Genomic DNA, 21,919 nt, shown 5'->3' with positions numbered 1-21,919 from the left:
ATGGATGGACGAAGGTTCGGCGATGCGCATGGCGGCGACCGCCATGCGCGTCAATGTTGGGCCGACGCGCCGTCGGGCTGACGCGTACGCGCGTCGACGAGCCTGACGAGGCAGGCCAGGCTGTCCGTATACGGCACCGCCACCCCGGCCTTGCGAGCCGCCTCGACTACCGCGCCGTTGATCGCTTCGATCTCGGTGCGCCGGCCGGCCAGCACGTCCTGCAGCATCGATGGCCGATGCGTGCGATGGTGGGCGAGCGCATCGCGCACATTCGACGCCACGTGCGCTTCATTTGCCGAAATACCGAGCGCACGTGCGACGACTATCACCTCCGCAACGATCTTCAGCGCCAGTACTTCACCGTCGGGGGTATTCGTCAGCTCGCCGACCATGCATTGCGTCACCGCACACAGACTGTTGAGGGCGGCGTTGAACGCGACCTTCTCCCAGATCGCGGCCCAGACGTCCGGATCGACATGGCACGAGAGGCCGGCGTCGTTCAACGCCTGCACGGTCTGTTCGAGCGCATTCGTATACGTGCCGTTCGCGTTCATCAGCCGGATCGTGCCCTGGCCATGCGAGCTGACGGCGCCGGGCTCCGACTTGTCGGCGGGCCACGTGGTTACGCCGACCATGACCCGGTCGGGCGCCGCGGATCGGGCGAGCCGTTCGGCGTTGCCCAAGCCGTTCTGCAAGGACAGGATGACGGTGTCGGGGCCGAGTACGGCGCTTGCGGCAGCGAGTGCGGCGGTCGTATGCATCGTCTTCGTGAAGACGATGACGAGGTCGACGGGCTCGCTGGCCTCCTCCGGCCTCAGTGCGACGAGATTGCGTACGACCTGCTCGCCGGAATCGGTCGACAGCCGCAGGCCGTGGTGGCGAATCGAGGCGAGATGAGCGTCGTCGATGTCGAGCAGGCTGACCGAATGGCCCGCCAGCGCGAGGCGGCCACCGAAGAACGAACCCATCGCACCGGCACCCAGAATGGCGATCTGCATGGCGTGCTCCTCAGAACGGATAGTGACGGGGCGTGGTCTGCAGGGTGATCCACCGCAAGTCGGTGAATTCCGCGATCCCCGCGCGGCCGCCGAAGTGCCCGAAGCCGCTGTCCTTCACGCCGCCGAACGGCATTTGCGCCTCGTCGTGTACCGTCGGCCCATTGATATGGCAGATACCCGATTCGACGCGCCGGGCGACGTTCATCGCGCGGGCGCTGTCGCGACTGAACACGGCTGCCGCGAGACCATAGGGGTTGTCGTTTGCGCAAGCGATCGCCGCTTCCTCGCCGCGCACGCGGACGATCGGCTTCACCGGGCCGAATGATTCGTCATGGTAGATGCACATCGCCGGCGTGACGTGATCGAGCAGCGTGGCGGGCATGAGCGTCGTGTCGGCCTTGCCGCCGCTCGCGAGCGTCGCGCCGTGCGCGAGCGCATCGTCGATCAATGCATTGCAGCGCTCGACCGTACTCATGTCGACCACCGAACCGAGCACCACCGGGCCGTTGCGCGGATCGCCGAGCGGTAGCGCGCGCGCACGCGCGGCGAGCCGCTCGACGAAGGCATCCGCGATCCGTTCGTCGACGATGATGCGCTCGGTCGACATGCAGATTTGCCCCGAATTGGCGAAGGCGCCGAAGATGGCCGCGTCGACCGCTGCGTCGACGTCCGCGTCGTCGAGGACGATGAACGGCGCCTTGCCGCCGAGTTCGAGCACGGCCGGTTTCAGATGACGGGCACATTGTTCCGCGATCAGGCGCCCCACGCGCGTCGAACCCGTGAAATTGACCCGACGCACCTTCGGATGGGCGACCAGCGCGTCGACGATGCGGGCTGCATCCGCCGGGGCGTTCGTGACGAAATTTACGGTGCCGGGCGGCAATCCGGCCTCCTGCATCGCCTCGACGATGAGGCCGTGGGTGGCCGGGCAAATCTCCGAGCCCTTCAACACGACGGTGTTGCCGCATGCGAGCGGCAGTGCGATGGCGCGCACACCCAGAATCACGGGCGCATTCCATGGCGCGATCCCAAGGACGACGCCCGCCGGTTGGCGCATGCCCATCGCGAGGCTGCCGGGCACGTCCGACGGGATCAGTTCGCCGCCGATCTGCGTCGTCATCGCGGCGGCTTCGAGCAGGCCCTGTGCCGCAAGATGGACGTTGAAGTCAGCCCACAAGCCGGATGCGCCGGTCTCGGCTGCCATCGCCGCGGCAAAGGCCTCGGACTTCGCTTCGAGCGCATGGGCCGCGGCGGTCAGCAGCTCGCGCCGCTTGAGCGGGCCGAATTCCGACCAGATCGGGAAGGCGCGGGCCGCGGCGTCCACCGCCGCCTCGGCATCCTCGACGCTGGCGGCGGGCGCGCGCGACGCCACCTCGCCGTCGAGCGGATTACGGCGCTCGAACATCGCGCCGTTGCGTGCCATGACTTGCGCACCGTCGATGAGCATCGACACTGTCTTCATCGTTTGTCTCCTGGGTTGTTCGAGGGGTGAGGGCAGCTTACGCGACCTCGATTTCGACGAGTGACGGACCGTTCGCCGAGAGCGCGCTTTGCAGCCCGTCGCGCAGGCCGTCGGCGTCGGTCAGGCGCACGCCCGGGCATCCCATGCCGGCGGCGATCTTCACGAAATCGAGACCGGGCAGGTCGGTGCCCTGCACGGGGTCTTCCGGACCGAAGCCGAACACCGGCGCGAAGTCCTGCAACGCCGCATAGCGCGTGTTGTTCAGAATCACGAACGTGATGGGCAGTCGCAGATGTACCGCCGACCAGATCGCCTGGATCGAGTACATGCTCGAACCGTCGCCGATCACCGCGATCACGCGCTCGCCGTGACGGGCCAGCGCCACGCCGACCGCCGCCGGCATGCCGAAGCCCAGGCCGCCGCTGTCCATGGTCAGGAATCCGCCCGCCCGCTGGATGGGCAGGTACGCCTGCATCACGGGGCGCGCGCTCGGCGCTTCCTCGACGACGATGTCCTCGGCGCGACGGACTTCGCTCAGCGTTTGCAGTGCGAAGGCGACCGACATGCGCTCGCCCGGACCGGGCGGCAGCGCACGCGGCGGCAACTGCCTGGGCGCAGGCAACTGCCGCCCGCGCGGCGCGGCGCGCTCGAGCAGATCCTGGATGCCGAGCCGCACGTTCCCGACGACGGCCAGACCCTCCGGCGTCCATGCCGCCGTACCCGGATCGTCGATCAACTGGCACAGCTTCGCGCCGGCGGGAACATGCGGGCCGTGCCCTTCGACGTGGTAGCTGAAGGCCGGTGCACCGACGGCGAATATCACGTCGTGGCCATCGAGCAGTTCGACGATGCGCTCGCGCATCGCGGGCAGGAAACCGGCGAACAGCCGATGCGACTCCGGAAAACTGCAGCGCCCGGTCATGGGTGCGACGTATACGCGTGCACAATGACGTTCCGCCAGCCGAACGAGGTCGTCGACGGCGCCGGCGCGATCCACGGCGCCACCCACGACGAAGGCGGGGTGCTCGCATTGATCGAGCCTGTCTCCAATGTGCGCGAGCGCGTCCGCGGCGGGGCGTGTCACGTGCGAGACGACGCGCTCAGGCAGCCGTTCGGCCGGCTGGTCCCAATCGTCGACCGGAATGGACACGAATACGGGCCCGCGCGGCTCCTGCATCGCGATCGCCCAGGCGCGCGCGATGGCGAGCGGCACGTCTTCGGCTCGCGCCGGCTCGATGCTCCACTTCACATAGGGTTTGGGGAGTTCCGTGGCACTCGTGGCCGAAAGAAACGGATCGAACGGCAGGATCGAGCGCGCCTGTTGTCCCGCGGTGATCACCAGCGGCGTCCGGTTGCGGAAGGCGGTGAAGATGTTGCCCATCGCGTTGCCGACGCCGGCTGCCGAATGCAGGTTCACGAGGGCGGCCCGCCCGCTGGCCTGGGCGTAGCCGTCCGCCATGCCGACCACGACAGCTTCCTGCAGCCCGAGCACATAGCGGAAATCGACGGGGAAGTCGCGGAACATTGGCAGTTCCGTCGAGCCCGGGTTGGCAAACACGGACGTCATGCCGACGCGGCGCGCGAAGTCGATCACCGCATCGCGTACCGTCATGCCCGGTGCATTGGCGGCTTGACGGCCTTGCGGCGGGAGGCTGTGCTCCATGGAAGTCTCCTGTCGTTCAGTACGATTCTGGTGAACGTATTATCGAAACATCCGGCAGAATCCGAAATTGCTGATTTCGCAAAAAGACATTACCTTCAGGCATGACTTTCAATCTCCAGCAGCTTCACGTTTTCGTCACGATCGCCACGGCCGGTAGTCTCGGGCGCGCGGCCGAGACCTTGCACGTCACCCAGCCGGCCTTGAGCCGGGCGATCCGCCGGCTCGAGGACGAGGTGGGTGCTCCTTTATTCGAGCGGCATACACGCGGCATGCACCTGACGGCGGTGGGAGAGGCGCTGTTGCCGCATGCCGTTCTGTTGCAACGCGAGGCGGAGCAGGCGCGCGAAGAGATCGACGCAATGCGCGGGCTCGCGCGCGGGACGATTCGCTGCGGTGCGGTAGGGAGCATCGCGAGCCTCGTGCTGCCGCTCGCCGTGAGCGGCGTGTTGCAGAAGTGGCCCAATTTGCGCGTCCACGTCATCGAAGGCGTCTGGGATCGTCTTGCCGAGGCGCTGGTGCAGCGCGAAATCGATCTCGCACTCAGCATGGCGATGCCCGACACTGAGGAGATCGTCGCTGTCGAGGACTGTCGCTGGGAGGACAACAGCTACGTGGTGGCGGCGCTCGATCACCCGCTGCGCGCAAAGCCGGGGATCACGCTGGCTGATACGCTGGACCAGCAGTGGGCGATTCCGCCGCGCGGCACTGCGCCATTCGAGCATATGCGGCAGGTGTTCGCCGAACACGGGCTCGGATCGCCGAACGTCGTGGTCGAAACCCGATCGATTACCGTGTTGAAGAGTCTCGTCGCCCGGTCCGGTTTTCTGAGCTGGATGGCTGAACCCATGTACGTGACGGAGAGCAAGGCTGGTGTATTGGATACGCTGGAATTGCCGGGGGTAGTCGGGCGGCGTACATTGACCGCATTTCGGCGTCGGCACGGCTTATTGCCGAGCCCCACCCTCAAACTGCTCGAACAGTTGAGGCAACTGACGGCAGAGCAACGCTGACCGCGCCCCGCAGTGGCTTGCTGCTGTTCTTCCGTGCTCCTGAAACAGGAGCGAATCAAGCGGCGCATCTATCCGAGCCGGGCGACGCGGCCCCGGACCTGTTCGATTACATCGAAAGGTCTTGTGACCCGGTTCGTCGGCATGGTTCCGCCGGCGATCTTTTATCGCTAAACGGCTCGTGAGTGTCTATGAGACGCTGGCGGGTCCAAGCGCTCGCGTCGATTACTTCGACGTTACGATCGTCCAGAACCGGGTCGAGACCGCAAGACGCGGCTAGAACGTGTGCTCGATATCTGGCAATGGACGAGTTCGCGCTTCATAAGGGCCATCGCTACGCCACGGTGGTGGTTGATCCGATCGGCCGGCAGGCGCTCTGGGTCGGGCCAGGACGTTCACGCGAAACGGCGCGAGCCTTCTTCGAACAACTTCCTGAAGGCGTGGCCGAGCGTATCGAAGCGGTTGCGATCGACATGACCACGGCCTACGAGCTGGAGATCAAGGCGCAGTGCCCACAGGCGCAAATCGTCTTCGACCTGTACCACGTCGTGGCCAAGTACGGGCGCGAAGTGATCGACCGGGTACGGGTGGATCAGGCCAATCAACTCCGACATGACAAGCCGGCGCGAAAGGTTCTGAAGTCCAGCCGCTGGCTGTTATTACGCAACCGCCACAATCTGAAGCCGGATCAGGCCGTGCACCTGAAGAAGTTACTGGCCGCCAATCAGTCGCTGTTGTGCGTCTACGTGCTGCGCGACGAACTCAAACGGCTCTGGTTCCACCGAAAGCCAGCTTGGGCGGAAAAGGCCTGGGGGCAATGGTTCGAGCAGGCTCAGCAAAGCGGGATTGTCGCCCTACAAAAGTTCGCCCAGCGCTTGCAGGGGTACTGGCACGGAATCGTGACTCGCTGTCGTCATCCGCTCAACACCAGCGTCGTTGAAGGCATCAACAACACCATCAAGGTCATCAAGCGCAGGGCTTATGGGTACCGCGACGAGGAGTACTTCTTCCTCAAGATCCGCGCCGCATTCCCCGGAATTCCACGATGAACCATTTTTTAAACGGGCTCCGAGGCCTTCCGTTCAAACACCGAGTCGGAAATGTTCGTCCAGGTGCGAAGCGAACCGATCCAGATCGGCTTCGATCTGAGGGTTCTTTTCTACGTCGTTGGCGATGAATGACGGAATGGGCTCCAGTCCCAAAAACTGGTTTGCCTTGTGGAACGGTAGATAGACAGCTTCCACACCGACACCTTCAAAGAACTGGTCGGGATCGTTGAACGCTTCGAGAGGAGCGTTCCACGTGAGGGAGAGCATGTACTTTTTGCCATGCAGCAACCCGCCCGAGCCGTATTTCTTTGCAGGGTCGCTGCGGGTCCTACCATCGCTTTCGTACAGCACGCCGTAACCCGTGGTAAACACCTCGTCCAGATATTTCTTGATGGTCCAGGGCGCCCCCATCCACCACGCAGGCATCTGGTAGATGATCACGTCACTGCCGGCTATCTTCTGGATTTCCTGTTCGACGTCGTATCCGTCATCCACAACGATCGTGCTCACGGAGTGACCGAGTCCAGCGAGATGCTCGGCGGCGACCTGCGCGAACTTGTGGTTGAGCGAGCCCTTGGAGGGCGGGAAGCGCTTGGCGCCGTTGATGATCAGTATTTTGCTCATGATGTTCCTTTGAGATTTGTGCGGGATGTCGCTCGTCGTTACGAGCTTGTTTGCGGAAAGTCAGGCCTCGACATGGACTTTCCTGCCCGCGAGCAGCCCGGCCCATGCCCCGAGGAGCGCGACACCTGCTGCCATGAGTAGCGCAACCGACCAGCCTCGTTGCCAGTCGTGGATTGCACCCACGACCATCGGGCCAGCCGCCGCCATCAGATATCCGATGCATTGCGCCATGCCGGAAAGAGCCCCCGCCCCGTCGGCGGAGCGGGTGCGCAGGCCGACGAAGGTCAGGCCGAGAATCATGCTTGCCCCACTTCCGAAGCCCAGCAGCGCAGCCCAAACCACAGCCAGGCCCGGCAAGTAGATCAGCCCGAGCAGCGACGTGGCGGATATCAAGCTGACCGACACAGCCGCCGGTCGCTGATCCGGCATGCGTCGAATGACGGGCGCGAGAATCAGTCCGGGGATGGCTGTCGCGAGCTGCAGAACGCCGTGCATGGAGCCGGCTTGGGCAGGCGGCAGGCCCTGGTCGATCAGGATGGTGGGGAGCCAGCTGACGGCTATGTAGAAGATCATGGCGTTGAAGCCCATGAACAGGGTCACCTGCCATGCCAGGCGGGACCGCCAGACGTTCGTTGGTTGCGCTGGCCGAGCGCTTCGGGCCACGGCCTCGTTCTGATGCGCATGACGCCGAGGCGCCCACACGGCTAACGCGATGCCGGGCAGCAGAATGAATGCGGCAAGAGCGGCTTGCCATCCATAGGCCTGCGCCAGAGGGGTGACCAGTGCTGATCCGAGCGCGCCGCTGGCTCCCATTGTCAACGCGTAAGCGCCTGTGAGCGAGGCAACGCTGCCCGCGAAGTCGCGCTTGATCAGGCTGGGCAGCAGCACGTTACCGAAAGCAATGCCGACACCGATCACCGCTGTGCCGAAATACAGGAGCCACATCGCGCCGGAGGAGCGCAGCGCAATACCCAGCGCAACGAGCGCCAATGCTCCGACGATGGTCCGCTCGAGTCCCACCTTACGGGCTATCGCCGAACTGATCGGCGAAAAGGCAGCGAACGCGAGCAATGGCAGCGACGAGAGTGCGCCGACTGCCGCCGTGCTCAGGTTGAAGTCTCGCTGAATAAAGGCAAGCACGGGAGCCAGCCCGGTGAATGGAGCCCGGAGATTCACCGCGAGAAGCAGGATGCCGGCAATCAGGGCGAGGTCCGAAGGCGCCCGGCGGATGGTTGAAAAGGTCACGAAGAAAGCGATTCTTTGATAGGGGAGCCTCCGACTTTACGGATTCTTTGAACGAACTAATATAGAAGACGTGACCAATGATCTCTAAAATGTGACAATGCCATCCAGGATGCGAGTCACCTCCCCCGAGCAGTTCAACTCAGACGATTTCAAGCAGCCCGCGGTCGCGATACGGGTGCACTTGGAAGGGGAACAATCCGAGCATCCTCAACACAGCCATCGCAAGGGACAGCTGATCCTGATGATCCAGGGCTGGGCGACCTGCGAAGTCCCGCAGGCTTTGTGGTTCGTGCCGCCTCAGCATGCGGTCTGGATCCCTGGGGGAACACCCCATAGCAGTCGCGCATCGCCCGATGCTCAGCTTTACTTCCTCTTCATCGAGCCAGGCGCTGTCCGGATGCCGGATTACTGCTGCACGCTGGCCATCACACCGCTGTTGCGTGAACTGATTCGCCACCTGGCTCGCGGAGAACCGGCTTACCAGCGTGGAAGCAAAACTGAAAAAGTGGTGGCCGTATTGCTGGACCAACTGGCAGAGGCACCTGTCCAGCAATTGCATCTGCCGATTTCGCAGGCGCCGGCCATCAGACGCGTGCTGGAAACCCTCTCTGCGGACCCATCTGATCGCACAACGCTTTCCCAGTGGGCTGCCCGACTTGCGATGAGCGACAGAACCCTGGCCCGGCTCGTGGTTCGCGAGACGGGCTTGACGTTTGGACGCTGGCGCCAGCAACTGCATCTCATCGTCGCCCTTCGGCAACTGGCCGACGGGACGTCGGTCCAGCAGGTGGCGGGACTTCTGGGCTACGACTCGGTGACGGCGTTTATCACCATGTTCAAAAAGGCGCTGGGCAAGTCGCCAACCCAGTATTTCGCCAGCCTGCGCAACCGCGACCCCGAAGCCCCGTAGGCATCCGCGCTCTGCATCCAACGAATGAGCGGGTTTTCACCTACAGGTCGGTATTTTTGTATTCCTTGACAGCGGTTCGGCGGCGCAACTAAGATCGATTCACATAAAGTACGTGTACGTATTTTGTGCCGACGCAGCTGCCTGCGCTGATGGACGGAACCGAGCGTCTTGACGTTCCCGCGGCCCCATACGGATCCGTAAGGTTTTGGAGCGCTACGCCTGCTCTGCAAGCGGTTCTTGTCGGGCGACATGGTTCCGTTCAGGGCGTCGTCCAATAGCCAGTTTAATTCGGTATGCGAAATTTCAAATGCATCATTCATGTCAGGAGACTCACGTGAGCGCCCCATCCATCATCGGCTCCCAACCTATGCGAGACACGGATTACTCGATCTGGGCGCTCGCATATTGCCAGGCAGATATGCCGCAGGACTTTTTCGGCGGCGCCGGCATCTACAGCAACGCCGGCACCATCCGGATTCCCATGATCTACACATTGCTGGTCGGGGGCGAGGTCGGCGGCAAGCAGCATGTTGCGCTCGTCGACTGCGGATTTCGCAATGACCATTGGCTGACGCGCTACCCGTTTTCCAGCTGGGAAGAGCCGCGAGATGTATTGGGACGCATCGGTTTTGCGCCGGAGGACGTCGATACGATCCTGGTGACGCACATGCACTTCGACCATATGGGAAATTTCGAAGCCTTCCCGAACGCAAAGCTGTATGTGCAGCTCGACGAGTATCTGGGCTGGTCACAGGCGGTCTGTGCAGTCCATCAGCACGAAACCGAGGAAGAGAAGGCGTGGGTTTTCTCCTCGTTCGATCCGATGGATCTGATCCGTGCGGCGCAGGGCGTTTCGGAAGGTCGGATCAAGTTCATCCGCGGCGACGAAGAGGTCTTGCCGGGCATCACGGCCCGCCTCGCCAAGGACAGTCATACGTTCGGCTCGCAGTGGTTCGAAGTGAATACACGTAACGGCCCATTTGTTGCTGCCGGTGACATTGTCTACTGGTACTCGAATATCGACCGCATGTGGCCGCCCGGCTATCACCAGGGTAACGCGTTCAATCAGATTCACGTGTACCGCCAGATGCGCGAACTACTCAAGCAGAAGACGGAGCGAGTCATCCCCGGTCACGATCCGGAGGTCTGGAACCGCCACTCTTCTTGGGAAGCACCGCCGAACGGGAATCAGATTGCCGAGGTCAACCTGAAAGAAGGGGATACGTCGCGGCGCCCCGATGTAACCGCGTCAAAGATCATCAGTATCTGACCCGGTGCGTTTCGCGGACGGGGCGTGGCACTCGGAAACCCGTCCGCCTGCCGGTGCTGACATCGCGGCCTCGGCAGATGATCGAATCCAAAACCTGCAAACTTTCAGGGTAACCATGCATCGCGAAATTGTTTCGTCGAACGTTCTGCCAACGCCACGTTTTCGTTATAGCCCCGTCGTGCGGGTCGGCCCTTTTGTTTTTGTCTCTGGCCTCGTTGGGCTGGACCCGTCGACCGGCAGTCTCGCTGACGGCGGGGCATATGGGCAGACGGCGCAAATTCTCCGAAACCTGAAGCGGCTATGCGATGAACAGGGCTGGGCGCTTTCGGACCTCGTCGTGGCGCGGGTGTTCTGTGCGAACACGGCAGAGGCCGCAGCGGTGAATGAAGCGTGGGAGGAAGCGTTCGAACAGGTCGAGCCGCCCGCCAGAACGTTTGTGACTGTCAGCGGATTGCCGCTTGGGGCTGCCGTGGAGATCGAATTTCAGCTCTTGCCGGGGGAGCGGCGGAGTTGAGCGCCGTCGTCGTGAGAGATGCATCGGGAGCGCGTCCAGCGTGCCCCGATTTCCGATGCGTGCAAGGACTGCGGTTACAAACCCGCTTCGTGCTCCGATTCGACGATCAGTTTCAGGCACTTCACAAAAAGCGGCCGGTACTCTTCCGGCAATTTATCAAGCAGCTTTTTCTCGACTCCGGCGTCTCGCGGCAGCACACGGTTTAGCGTCTCGATGCCATTTTTGGCGATGTACAGGCGATACGCTCGCTGGTCGTCTTCCGAAGGACTCCGGACGAGCATCTCATTCGCACACAGTCTTTTCACCATCTCCGCGATCGTGTTTCGGTCCATGTGCAACTGATCGGCCAACTCGCTTTGCTTCAGACCGGGGTGTTGAGCGACCACCACGAGGGCGGCCTTTTGCCGCGGCGTCAGCGATTCGGACGCGAATTCCCGGCTGAATATGTCTTCTGCAATGAAGTGCGCTCGCCTCAGCAGGTGAGAGGCGACCTCTTCCAGGCGGAAGTGATCCAGAGCATGTTGTGCTTCCTTTGACAGGCCGATCGAGCTGGAATCCGCCGACTTGTTCTTTGCGGGTTTGTCGTTCTTCTTGGGTGAAGGCATAGGAAAGAAGACAGTCGAATGAGAAAGAGGTCGTTCGGGTAATCGGGCTCCAAGCGTGAGACGAAGTGAAAGGAACACGAATACGGTGAAAGGGAACAGTTGCCATTATCGACGGTTCGGCTGCGCGGTTCAACTGGCATGGGACTGCGATCGGGAGCCGGCGCACGACTGGCCACCGTGCACAGGAGGAGCTATTTCGGCTGCGCGCGGGTCGATGGCGGCGGCGTCGCTCATCGACACGTCAGCGGTTCTCCGACACTCAAGAATACACCCATAACGTACGCACACGTATTATATTGGATCAACGACATGTTGCGGTGGTTCATTGTGGTGCGGCAAAAACGGCGATCATGTCCATTGCTTCATCGTGGGCCCCTGGCAGGCTCGCACGGTGCGCGCAATGCCCTTTAAAAGTGCAGGAATACCCTCGTTCTCATGAGCGGGCCCCATCATTATCGAACCGACTGGATGGATGGGCCGTCGGCAGGGTTTGTACCTACGTCGTATGCAAATTTGAACCCTTGACACCATGGCGGTACGGCTCCTATTATCGAATCAACAAAGTACGTATACGTACATTTGTGATTCGAGAGAAAGGCGGCGGTAGCGGAGAAGGTGCAAGACGGGTAAGCGGTTTTCAAACCATAAACCGGTCATGGGCGAGCGTCCGATTCGAAGGATGACGTCAACGAAAGAAGCCGAAGGGCGGCGGCCGTGATCAACGTGAACGTTCCACTTCCAGAAAGGTAGGAGAGAAAGTATGGCCACCGGAGAAATCGTCAGCGGTTTGCTGGCCCCCCATCCTCCGCACATGCTCTATGCGGAGAACCCTCCCCAGAACGAACCCAAATCGTCGGGCGGCTGGGAGCAGTTGCGCTGGGCATACGAGCGAGCGCGCAAGAGTCTGGACGAGCTGAAGCCGGACGTATTGCTGGTTCACTCGCCGCACTGGATCACATCGGTGGGGCACCATTTTCTCGGCGTCGAGCACCTGTCGGGACGATCGGTCGATCCGATCTTTCCGAACCTGTTCCGCTTCGAATATTCACTGAACGTGGACGTCGAACTGGCGGAGGCGTGTTGCGAAGAAGGCCGAAAGCTCGGCCTCGAAACGAAGATGATGCGCAATCCGCGCTTCCGTGTGGACTATGGAACCATCACCACGCTCCACATGATCCGCCCCCAATGGGACATTCCGGTGGTCGGTATCTCGGCAAACAACACGCCTTACTACCTGAGCATGAAGGAAGGTTTGGCCGAGATGGATTTGCTGGGGCAGGCGACGCGTGAAGCGATCATCAAGTCGGGCAAGCGCGCGGTCCTGTTGGCGTCCAATACGCTGTCGCACTGGCACTTTCACCAAGAGCCGGTTCCGCCGGAAGACATGAGCCAGGAGCACCCGTTCAGCCACGCCGGCTATCAATGGGACATGCGCATGATCGATTTGATGCGTCGCGGGGAAATGAAGGAGGTGTTCCGCCTGCTGCCGCAATTCATCGACGAGGCATTCGCTGAAGTCAAGTCCGGGGCGTTTACCTGGATGCATGCGGCGATGCAATACCCGGAACTGGCTGCGGAGTTGCATGGTTACGGCACCGTCATCGGCACGGGCAATGCCGTGATGGAGTGGAACCTCGTCAAAGCCGGTCTTGCGCACGAAGCTACGTTGTCCTGATGGCAGGCGCGAAAACGAGCTTCCCTGGTCCCTTTCTAGAGTGTGAACATCATGTCTATTGTTTCCGCGTTCATTGTTCCCGGTAGTCCTCTGCCCGAGCTTCGTCCCGACGTACCGGGATGGCACCAATTCAAGCAGGCCATGCAACAGGCCGGCACAGCACTGAAAGCGTCCAAACCCGATGTCGTGCTGGTGTACTCGACACAATGGTTTGCCGTGCTCGACGAAATCTGGCTGACCCGACGGCGCAGCCAGGACGTACACGTCGACGAGAACTGGCACGAGTTCGGGGAGTTGCAGTACGACCTCTATAGCGATGTGGATCTGGCGACGCTGTGCATTCAGTCTTGCCAGAACCAGGGTATCAACGCGCGCGGCGCGGATTACCAGAATTTCCCGATCGACACGGGCACGATCGTCGCCAGCAGTGGCTTGGGGATCGGAGGAGAGGATCTGCCGCTGGTGGTGGCGTCCAACAATCTCTACGACAACGGCGAAGCGACGGCAAAGCTGGCGTCTATCGCGGTCTCCAGTGCCCAGCAGCAGGGGAAGAAGGTCGCCGTCGTTGGTGTGGGAGGACTGTCCGGAAGCGTTTTCACCAAGGATATCGATCCCAGTACCGATCACATCGTCAAGCCGGAGGAAGACGAGTGGAACCGGCGGATGCTGGCGCTGTTTGAAGCGGGAGATTCCGACTCGATTCGCGAGCTGTTCCCCGCCTACGCGAAAGGCGCGCGCGTCGACATGGGCGGCAAGCACTTCAGTTGGGTGCTCGGTGCGCTCGGCGGCAGTTTCGCGGGCGCCAAGGTTCACCACTACGGCCCGCTGTATGGGAGCGGTGCTGCGGTCATTGAATTCCGGATCTGATGCCGGGGCCGAACGGGGATGCCCGTTCGGCCCCGTCCGAACCGGAAGCTAAACAGTTCGACATGCGCGGCGAAAGTCGCGAGTCGGCGTAATCAAGGTAAAACGGATGAAGCACTATCGAAATTTTGTAGATGGCCGATGGGTCGAAAGCACGCGGACGTTCGAAGATATCAGCCCTGTCGACGGTTCTCTGGTTGCGATAGTCCATGAGGCAAGCCGGGATCTGGTGGATCAGGCGGTCAAGGCCGGGCACCGGGCAGTCGCGGGCGAGTGGGGGCGCACCGGAACGGTGGAGCGGGTCGCCATGCTGCGCCGTATCGCCGACGAGATGGAACGCCGCCAGGACGATTTCCTTGCCGCCGAGATGGCGGATACCGGCAAGCCCCTTGCGATGGCGTCGAGCATCGATATCCCGCGGGGCATCGCGAACTTCCGCGCATTCGCCGATATGCTCGCCACCGCGCCGCTCGACAGCCATCGGCTGGATCTCGCCGATGGCGGCTACGCGCTCAACTACGCTGCGCGTAAGCCATTGGGCGTCGTGGGCGTGATTTCCCCGTGGAACTTGCCGCTGCTGTTGCTGACCTGGAAGGTCGCGCCGGCGCTGGCATGCGGTAACGCCGTGGTGGTGAAGCCTTCCGAGGAAACGCCGGGCAGCGCAACGTTGCTCGCCGAGGTCATGGAAGCCGCCGGCGTACCGCCCGGCGTGTTCAACCTGGTCCACGGTTTCGGGCCGGACTCCGCCGGCGAGTTCATCTCGCGTCATGAGGACATCAGCGCCATCACATTTACCGGGGAGTCGCGCACGGGTACGACGATCATGCGTGCAGCGGCAGAGGGGGTGAAGCCGGTCTCGTTCGAGCTTGGCGGCAAGAATGCGGCGATCATTTTCGCCGACTGCGATTTCGACAAGATGCTCGACGGCATGATGCGTGCGCTATTCCTCAATAGCGGCCAGGTGTGCCTGTGTTCGGAACGCGTGTATGTCGAGCGGCCGCTCTTTGATCGATTCTGCACAGCGTTGGTCGAGCGGATCAAAGCGATGAAGATCGACTGGCCCAACGACCCGAATACGCACATGGGGCCGCTCATTTCGGCCAAGCATCGCGACAAGGTGATGAGCTACTTCGGCCTGGCGCGCGACGAAGGGGCAACCTTCCTGACCGGCGGCAAAGCGCTACGTTTCGGCGATGAGCGTGACGATGGCGCGTGGGTGGAGCCGACGGTGATCACCGGCCTGCCGGACGATGCGCGATCGGTGCGCGAGGAAATCTTCGGGCCGATCTGCCATGTTGCACCGTTCGACAGCGAGCGCGAAGTGATCGCCCGCGCCAACGATACGCGGTACGGCCTGGCCGCGACGATCTGGACGTCGAACCTGAGCCGTGCGCATCGTGTGAGCGAGTCGATGCGCGTGGGTATCAGCTGGGTCAATACCTGGTTCCTGCGCGACCTGCGCACACCGTTTGGCGGGGCGGGCCTGTCCGGTATCGGACGCGAGGGCGGGATGCATTCGCTCAATTTCTATTCGGAGTTGACCAACGTTTGCGTGCGCGTTGACGAGGAGATCGAGCATGTCTGAACGAGTCCAACACGTGGCCGACCTGCTCGACCGGGCGGCCAGAACGGGGCAGCCGATTGCGCCGGTGCGTGAGCACTTCACCGGCGGCGTCGCGGAGGCGTACGCGGCACAAGACCTGAATACGCAGCGTCAGGTACGCGAAGGGCGCCGGGTGACCGGCCGCAAGATCGGACTGACTTCGCTCGCCGTGCAGAAGCAACTGGGCGTCGATCAGCCCGACTTCGGAACGCTGTTCGACTCGATGGCGGTCAACGACAACGAGGAGATGGCCTGGTCCCGGCTGATGCAGCCGAAGTGCGAGGCCGAGGTGGCGCTGGTGCTCGAGCGCGATCTCGACGGCGAACACATCGTCATGACCGAGCTCCTGGCGGCGACCGCTTACGTGCTACCGGCCATCGAAGTGGTCGGAAGCCGCATCGCGAACTGGGACATCAATATTCTCGACACCATTGCGGACAATGCATCCGCGGGCCTCTACGTGCTGGGGCAGCGTCCGGTCAAGCTCGCCGAACTGGACCTGCGGCTGGCCGGCATGATCATGGAGCGCAAGGGGGACGCCGTGTCGCTCGGCGTGGGTGCCGCGTGTCTCGGTCATCCGCTGAACGCAGCGCTGTGGCTTGCGCGGACCCTCGTCGACATGGGGACGCCGCTACGCGCCGGCGACGTGGTGCTGACCGGCGCCCTCGGGCCGCTTGTCACGGTTTCCCCCGGTGACGTCATCGAGGCGCGCATCCAGGGTCTCGGTAGCGTACGTGCGCGCTTTGCCGAGGCCGGTTGAGGAGATTTCATGAAAATTCAACGTATTGCCAAGCGTCTCGACGATGCTGCAGTGAGCGGACAGGCCACGCCGCAATTGACCGGTGACGACGCCGTGACGCTTGAAGAAGCCTATGCCGTGCAGCGGGCGCTGACAGGCCATCGTCTGGCGCGTGGAGCGAACCAGATCGGCATGAAGATGGGGTTCACGAGCCGGGCCAAGATGGCGCAGATGGGCGTCTCCGATCTGATTTGGGGCCGGCTCACATCCGACATGTGGGTCGAGGAAGGCGGCAGCATCGCACTGTCGGACTACGTTCATCCGCGAGTCGAGCCGGAAGTGTGCTTTCTGCTGGGCAAGCGGCTCGAAGGCAAGGTTACGCCGCTGCAGGCTCTCGCCGCAGTAGAGGCGGTGGCGCCCGCGCTCGAAGTGATCGATTCGCGCTACCGCGACTTCAAGTTCTCGCTGCCCGATGTCGTGGCCGACAACGCTTCGTCGTCCGGCTTCGTGGTGGGTCAGTGGCACGCACGGGACACCGATGTGAGCAACCTGGGGCTGGTGATGTCCTTCGATGGTCGCCCCGTGGAAATGGGGACTACTGCTGCCATCCTCGGCGCGCCGATTCGTGGATTGGTCGCTGCCGCGCGCCTGGCGGCGCAGCAAGGCGAGGCGCTCGAAGCAGGAAGTCTCGTTCTGGCAGGGGCGGCAACTGCAGCTGTCGCGTTGCGCCCAGGCGTGGCGGTGAGCTGCGAGTTTCAGAACCTGGGCAAGGTGGTGTTCAACGTCCGGCGCGAGGAGTGAACCGTATGACAGAGACAGTACAAAAGCACGCGGCGGTCGTGGAGGGCAAAGCCCGGCCGCTCGGGGCGTATCCGCACATCAAGCGTGCAGGGGATTTCCTGTTCGTATCGGGCACGAGTTCCCGGCGCGCCGACAACACCATTGCCGGAGCGGAACTCGATGCGTCGGGCAGAGCACGACCGGATATCGAGGTACAGACGCGAGAGGTCATTCAGAACATTCGCGACATCCTCCACAGCGCCGGCGCCGACCTGAAGGATGTGGTCGAGGCGTGCAGCTATCTGGTCAACATGAACGACTTCCCGCTGTACAACCAGGTCTACTCGGAATTCTTCGATGTGGAAGGGCCGACGCGCACGACCGTGGCCGTGCATCAGCTGCCGCATCCTCATCTCGTCATCGAAATGAAGGTCGTGGCATACAAGCCAATCAGTTGAAGTGAAGGGGGGACTCCACGACGTGCGCGGCGGCCGGCATGGCGCCGCGTCCGTGGTACTTCCCACAAGCGAAAGGAAGAATATCGTGTCAGCGAATCGCGTTCTAGCGGCGATCATCGGGTCGGGCAACATCGGCACCGACTTGATGATCAAGATCCTGCGTCATGGCAAGTCCCTGAAAATGGGTGCCATGGTCGGCATCGATCCACAATCGGACGGCCTGGCGCGCGCGGCGCGTCTCGATGTACCGGTGACGGCCGGAGGCATCGACGGCCTCCTCGCGATGCCCAATTTCGGCGATATCCGCATCGTGTTCGACGCGACGTCGGCAGGTGCGCACAAGCGTCACAACGAACTGCTTCAGGCAAAGGGCGTTCAGGTGATCGACCTCACGCCGGCCGCGATCGGCCCGTACGTGATTCCGGCGATCAATATCGACGAGCATCTCGATTCGCCGAACATCAACATGGTGACGTGCGGCGGGCAGGCCACCATTCCGATGGTGAAGGCCGTTTCGCGCGTGGCGAAGGTGCATTACGGCGAAATCATTGCATCGATCTCGAGCAAGTCGGCCGGCCCCGGCACGCGGGCGAACATCGACGAGTTCACCGAGACCACGTCGAAGGCGATCGAGGTGATCGGCGGCGCCGCGCGCGGCAAGGCCATCATCATCCTCAACCCGGCCGAGCCGCCGCTCATCATGCGCGACACCGTGTTCACGCTGTCGGAAATGGCGGATACGAAGGCCATCGAGAAAAGCATCGCCGAGATGGTGGAATCCGTGCAGGGCTATGTGCCCGGATACCGGCTGAAGCAGCGTGTGCAGTTCGAGGAAATCTCCGCGGCGAACCCGTTGAACGTGCCGGGCCTCGGAAAGCTGTCGGGCTTGAAGACCACGGTCTTTCTGGAAGTCGAAGGCGCTGCACACTACCTTCCTGCTTATGCGGGCAATCTCGACATCATGACCTCCGCCGCGCTTGCGTGTGCCGAGCGTTTCGCGCAGACGCGCCTGGTAGAAGCCACCTGAGGACCGCATCATGAGCAAGAAGCTTTACATTTCCGACGTCACGCTGCGCGATGGCAGCCATGCCATTCGTCATCAGTACAGCATCAAGAACGTTCGAGAAATTGCGCAGGCGTTGGACGAGGCCCGCGTCGATAGTCTCGAAGTCGCCCACGGCGACGGCTTGTCCGGTTCCAGTTTCAACTACGGCTTTGGCGCACATACCGACGTCGAGTGGATCGAAGCCGTGGCCGATACGGTCAAGCACGCGAAGGTCGCGACGTTGCTGATTCCCGGTGTCGGCACCGTGCACGACTTGCGCAATGCCTATGACGCAGGCGCTCGCGTGGTACGCGTCGCCACGCACTGCACCGAAGCCGACGTCTCGAAGCAGCACATCGAATTTGCCCGCAATTTGGGGATGGACGCGGTGGGGTTCCTGATGATGAGCCACATGAACACACCGCAAAAGCTCGCGGAGCAGGCGAAGCTCATGGAGAGCTATGGCGCTTCGTGCGTGTATGTGGTCGATTCGGGCGGCGCCTTGAGCATGAACGATGTACGCGATCGCTTCCGCGCGTTCAAGGATGTGCTGAAACCGGAGACGCAAACCGGCATACACGCCCACCACAATCTCAGTCTGGGTGTAGCAAACTCCATCGTTGCCGTGGAGGAAGGGTGCGACCGTATCGATGCCAGCCTGGCGGGAATGGGCGCCGGTGCAGGTAATGCACCACTGGAGGTATTCATCGCCGCAGCGGAACGTATGGGCTGGAACCACGGTTGTGATCTGTACAAGCTCATGGACGCCGCGGACGATATCGTCCGTCCGTTGCAAGACCGGCCGGTGCGCGTCGATCGCGAAACGCTCGCGTTGGGCTATGCCGGCGTGTACTCGAGCTTTCTGCGCCACGCGGAAGCTGCCGCAGCCCGCTACGATCTGAAGACGGTGGACATTCTCGTCGAGCTCGGGCGCCGCAAGATGGTCGGCGGCCAGGAGGACATGATCGTCGACGTCGCGCTCGATCTTCAGAATGCACAATCCCATTCAGCGGCCGCAACCGATCGCTGACCCAGCCTTACTCTCGGAAGTCGGAAAATGAGCGATTCGAAGCGGATTCAGACTGCGTCGCACTGGGGCGTCTATGACGTTCACCTGAAGGACGGTGAAATCTCGGGCGTGACTGCGTTCAATGAGGATCCGGGCCCACCTGCTCTGATCCAGGCACTGCCGCAGATGGTGCGCAGCCCGCTGCGCATCGAGCAGCCATACGTCCGCGCCGGGTATTTGAAGAGCCGGGAGGCGTCTCGCGCGGGGCGTGGCGCGGAACCGTTCGTTCCGGTCACGTGGGACGTCGCGATGGATCTGGTCGAAGACGGGCTGCGCAGAGTCAAGTCCGAGTTCGGCAACGAAGCGATCTACGGCGGCTCCTACGGTTGGGCTAGCGCAGGGCGGTTGCACCATTCCCCCAGCGTTCTGAAGCGATTCCTGGGCCTGTTCGGCGGCTACGTCGACAAACGGGGCAACCACAGCTTTGGCGCGGCGATGCACATCGCGCCGTATGTGATCGGTTCGTCCGACGTCACGTCGATGGCTGTCCCGTGGGTGCATATTGCCGAACATACCGAACTCGTCGTCATGTTCGGTGGCGCCCATGTCAAGAACATGCAGATCGACGCAGGTGGTGCCGCGGTCCATGAGGCCGAGCAGTGGATCGCGCGCATCGCGCGCTCGAACGTCGGGTTCGTCAACATCAGCCCGGCCCGCGACAACGTGTCAGAACTGCTGAAGGCAGACTGGCTCCCGATCGTTCCGAACACCGATACGGCGATGATGCTGGGGCTTGCGCATGTGCTGGTGAGCGAGAATCTGCATGACAAGCGATTCCTCGATGTCTACTGCGAGGGGTTCGAACCGTTCACGCGTTATCTGCTGGGCGAAACGGACGGTGTGCCAAAGGATGCGACATGGGCATCGCGCATTTGCGGCGTGCCAGCGGACACCATTCGCGATCTTGCTCGCAGGATGGCGACGCATAAAACGCTGATTGCGACAGCTTGGTCGGTCCAGCGCGCCGATCATGGCGAGCAACCGGTATGGATGACGATCGCGCTGGCCAGTCTGCTGGGGCAGATCGGCGAGCCGGGTTGCGGATTCAGCTTCGGCATTGGCGCCGTTGCGGGGATTGCCGTGCGCCGGCCTCGGGACATTCCGCGTCCGACGTTTCCTCTTGGCCCCAATCCCGTGCGCGCTTACGTACCGGTTGGACGCGTGGCGGACATGCTGCTCGAGCCCGGCTCCGAGCTCGAATACGACGGGTCGACGATCCGGATGCCAGATATCAAGCTGATCTATTCGGTTGGCGGCAACCCGTTCCATCACAACACGAATCTCAACCGGTTCGTGCGGGCCTGGCGCCGGCCGGACTTCGTGGTCGTGCATGAACCGTGGTGGAACCCGCCGGCAAGATATGCCGATGTCGTCTTGCCGGCGACGACAACCATGGAGCGCAACGACATCCTTGCGACGGAATTGCAGCGTCACTGGATCGCGATGCATCAGGTGATTCCGCCCGTCGCACAGTCGCGGAACGATTTCGATGTATTTGCGGAGCTGTCGGAACGGATGGGCTTCGGGGACGCTTATACCGAAGGACGTAACGAGATGGAGTGGCTGCGCCACATGTATGCTCAAGCTCGCGAACGCGCGATCGGTTTGGGCTATGCGCCGCCGGATTTCGATTCGTTCTGGGAGCAAGGGTCGTATGAATTCCCATCCAGCGACGAGTATCTGGAGCCGGCGCTATTGGCCGATTTCCGCGCCGATCCCGCCGCACATCGCCTCAAGACGCCTTCCGGAAAGATCGAACTCTTTTCGCAGCGGATAGCGGAATACGGGTATGACGATTGTCCTCCGCACCCGACATGGCTGGAACCGGCCGAATGGCTCGGAGGCGAAAAGGCTGCAAGATTCCCGCTGCATCTGCTATCGAATCAGCCCGCCGGCAAGCTGCATAGCCAGCTCGATCCCAGCCCGGTCAGTGTTCAGTTCAAGCGCAATGGCAGAGAGGTGTTGAGCCTCTCGCCGCGAGACGCCGCCGAGCGGGGTATCGAAGACGGCGATATCGTCCGCGTCCATAACGATCGGGGGGCATTTCTCGCGTCGGCGCGGGTGACCGGGGATTTGATGAACGGCGTCGCTCAGATTGCGACAGGGGCATGGTTCGACCCTGAAGACCCCAGCGCCGATTGCTCTCTCGAGAAGCACGGAAATCCCAACGTAGTGACGCTCGACAAGGGTACATCCCGGTTGGGACAAGGATCGGTCGCGCAAACGGTGCTGATCGAGGTCGAGAAGTTCGCGCAGCCGCCGCGCGTCACTGCGTTCGACCTTCCCGTGTTTTCGTCGGAGTAAGCGTCGGAACGTCGTTCCTGCCGCCGCGAAGGCAA

Annotated in this window: 19 protein-coding genes and 1 pseudogene; 14 read left to right on the top strand and 6 right to left on the bottom strand. The window is 62.3% G+C overall.

Annotated features, from left to right (window positions below):
• Positions 1–50: 50 nt before the first annotated feature.
• From MMB92_RS11865 to mdlC, 3 genes are read right to left on the bottom strand one after another with little or no spacing between them, the layout of a single operon-like run.
• Positions 51–998: a 2-dehydropantoate 2-reductase gene (locus MMB92_RS11865; RefSeq protein WP_062885766.1), complete on the bottom strand. Its 948-nt coding sequence runs from the start codon at positions 996–998 to the stop codon at positions 51–53.
• 10 nt (positions 999–1,008) lie between these two features.
• The gene (locus MMB92_RS11860; protein ID WP_062885765.1) at positions 1,009–2,460 is read right to left on the bottom strand and encodes an aldehyde dehydrogenase; all 1,452 of its coding nucleotides are present in this window, start codon (positions 2,458–2,460) and stop codon (positions 1,009–1,011) included.
• 37 nt (positions 2,461–2,497) lie between these two features.
• Complete coding sequence (mdlC, locus tag MMB92_RS11855; RefSeq protein WP_062885764.1) at positions 2,498–4,123, bottom strand: benzoylformate decarboxylase; 1,626 nt, start codon at positions 4,121–4,123, stop codon at positions 2,498–2,500.
• Positions 4,124–4,224: 101 nt separating this feature from the next.
• Between mdlC and MMB92_RS11850 the strand changes: the two genes are divergently transcribed.
• Positions 4,225–5,133, top strand: a complete 909-nt coding sequence (locus MMB92_RS11850) for a LysR family transcriptional regulator (RefSeq protein WP_062885763.1) — start codon at positions 4,225–4,227, stop codon at positions 5,131–5,133.
• Between the two features lie 287 nt (positions 5,134–5,420).
• Positions 5,421–6,179 (top strand): annotated as a pseudogene (locus MMB92_RS11845) (ISL3 family transposase); the annotation flags it as partial.
• 33 nt (positions 6,180–6,212) lie between these two features.
• Here the strand turns inward: MMB92_RS11845 and MMB92_RS11840 are convergent.
• Positions 6,213–6,803 carry an NAD(P)H-dependent oxidoreductase gene (locus MMB92_RS11840; protein WP_062885762.1) on the bottom strand — a complete coding sequence of 197 codons (591 nt, stop codon included), beginning with the start codon at positions 6,801–6,803 and terminating at the stop codon, positions 6,213–6,215.
• A 60-nt stretch (positions 6,804–6,863) separates the two neighbouring features.
• Positions 6,864–8,048, bottom strand: coding sequence for an MFS transporter (locus MMB92_RS11835; RefSeq protein WP_196217760.1), 1,185 nt, complete (start codon positions 8,046–8,048; stop codon positions 6,864–6,866).
• A gap of 109 nt (positions 8,049–8,157) precedes the next feature.
• Between MMB92_RS11835 and MMB92_RS11830 the strand changes: the two genes are divergently transcribed.
• The 3 genes from MMB92_RS11830 to MMB92_RS11820 all read left to right on the top strand — a co-directional run bounded on the left by MMB92_RS11830 (position 8,158) and on the right by MMB92_RS11820 (position 10,742).
• The gene (locus MMB92_RS11830; protein ID WP_062885761.1) at positions 8,158–8,958 is read left to right on the top strand and encodes a helix-turn-helix transcriptional regulator; all 801 of its coding nucleotides are present in this window, start codon (positions 8,158–8,160) and stop codon (positions 8,956–8,958) included.
• Positions 8,959–9,292: 334 nt separating this feature from the next.
• Entirely contained in the window at positions 9,293–10,228 is a 936-nt protein-coding gene (locus MMB92_RS11825; protein ID WP_161785081.1) for an N-acyl homoserine lactonase family protein, read from the top strand.
• 115 nt (positions 10,229–10,343) lie between these two features.
• A complete protein-coding gene (locus MMB92_RS11820) occupies positions 10,344–10,742 on the top strand; it encodes a RidA family protein (protein WP_034184937.1) in 399 nt (132 codons plus the stop codon).
• A 74-nt stretch (positions 10,743–10,816) separates the two neighbouring features.
• Here MMB92_RS11820 and MMB92_RS11815 read toward each other — a convergent pair whose 3' ends face one another.
• Entirely contained in the window at positions 10,817–11,347 is a 531-nt protein-coding gene (locus MMB92_RS11815; RefSeq protein ID WP_059795425.1) for a MarR family transcriptional regulator, read from the bottom strand.
• A gap of 760 nt (positions 11,348–12,107) precedes the next feature.
• Here MMB92_RS11815 and cnbCb point away from each other — a divergent pair.
• From cnbCb to MMB92_RS11770, 9 genes are all read left to right on the top strand, one after another.
• Positions 12,108–13,022, top strand: coding sequence for a 2-aminophenol 1,6-dioxygenase subunit beta (cnbCb, locus tag MMB92_RS11810; RefSeq protein ID WP_034184936.1), 915 nt, complete (start codon positions 12,108–12,110; stop codon positions 13,020–13,022).
• 51 nt (positions 13,023–13,073) lie between these two features.
• The gene (locus MMB92_RS11805; RefSeq protein WP_062885760.1) at positions 13,074–13,889 is read left to right on the top strand and encodes a tRNA U-34 5-methylaminomethyl-2-thiouridine biosynthesis protein; all 816 of its coding nucleotides are present in this window, start codon (positions 13,074–13,076) and stop codon (positions 13,887–13,889) included.
• Positions 13,890–13,995: 106 nt separating this feature from the next.
• Positions 13,996–15,471 (top strand): 2-hydroxymuconic semialdehyde dehydrogenase, encoded by a 1,476-nt coding sequence (locus MMB92_RS11800; RefSeq protein WP_062885759.1) that lies wholly within the window; start codon positions 13,996–13,998, stop codon positions 15,469–15,471.
• Positions 15,464–16,249: a fumarylacetoacetate hydrolase family protein gene (locus MMB92_RS11795; protein WP_034184933.1), complete on the top strand. Its 786-nt coding sequence runs from the start codon at positions 15,464–15,466 to the stop codon at positions 16,247–16,249. The genes MMB92_RS11800 and MMB92_RS11795 overlap by 8 nt, the downstream gene beginning before the upstream one ends.
• 9 nt (positions 16,250–16,258) lie before the next feature.
• On the top strand, positions 16,259–17,029 hold the full coding sequence (locus MMB92_RS11790) for a fumarylacetoacetate hydrolase family protein (RefSeq protein ID WP_062885758.1): 771 nt from the start codon (positions 16,259–16,261) through the stop codon (positions 17,027–17,029).
• A gap of 5 nt (positions 17,030–17,034) precedes the next feature.
• Positions 17,035–17,466: a RidA family protein gene (locus MMB92_RS11785; RefSeq protein WP_034184931.1), complete on the top strand. Its 432-nt coding sequence runs from the start codon at positions 17,035–17,037 to the stop codon at positions 17,464–17,466.
• A gap of 85 nt (positions 17,467–17,551) precedes the next feature.
• Positions 17,552–18,493, top strand: coding sequence for an acetaldehyde dehydrogenase (acetylating) (locus MMB92_RS11780; RefSeq protein WP_185733124.1), 942 nt, complete (start codon positions 17,552–17,554; stop codon positions 18,491–18,493).
• Positions 18,494–18,503: 10 nt separating this feature from the next.
• Positions 18,504–19,541: a 4-hydroxy-2-oxovalerate aldolase gene (gene dmpG, locus MMB92_RS11775; protein ID WP_062885757.1), complete on the top strand. Its 1,038-nt coding sequence runs from the start codon at positions 18,504–18,506 to the stop codon at positions 19,539–19,541.
• Positions 19,542–19,568: 27 nt separating this feature from the next.
• Complete coding sequence (locus MMB92_RS11770; protein WP_062885756.1) at positions 19,569–21,884, top strand: molybdopterin-dependent oxidoreductase; 2,316 nt, start codon at positions 19,569–19,571, stop codon at positions 21,882–21,884.
• The last annotated feature ends 35 nt before the right edge of the window (positions 21,885–21,919 follow it).

This window comes from Burkholderia sp. IO2, from assembly GCF_029522185.1.
GTDB lineage: Bacteria > Pseudomonadota > Gammaproteobacteria > Burkholderiales > Burkholderiaceae > Burkholderia > Burkholderia cenocepacia.
The sequence above is the reverse complement of the archived record's forward strand: the minus strand, read 5'-3'. Positions and strand labels throughout refer to the sequence as shown.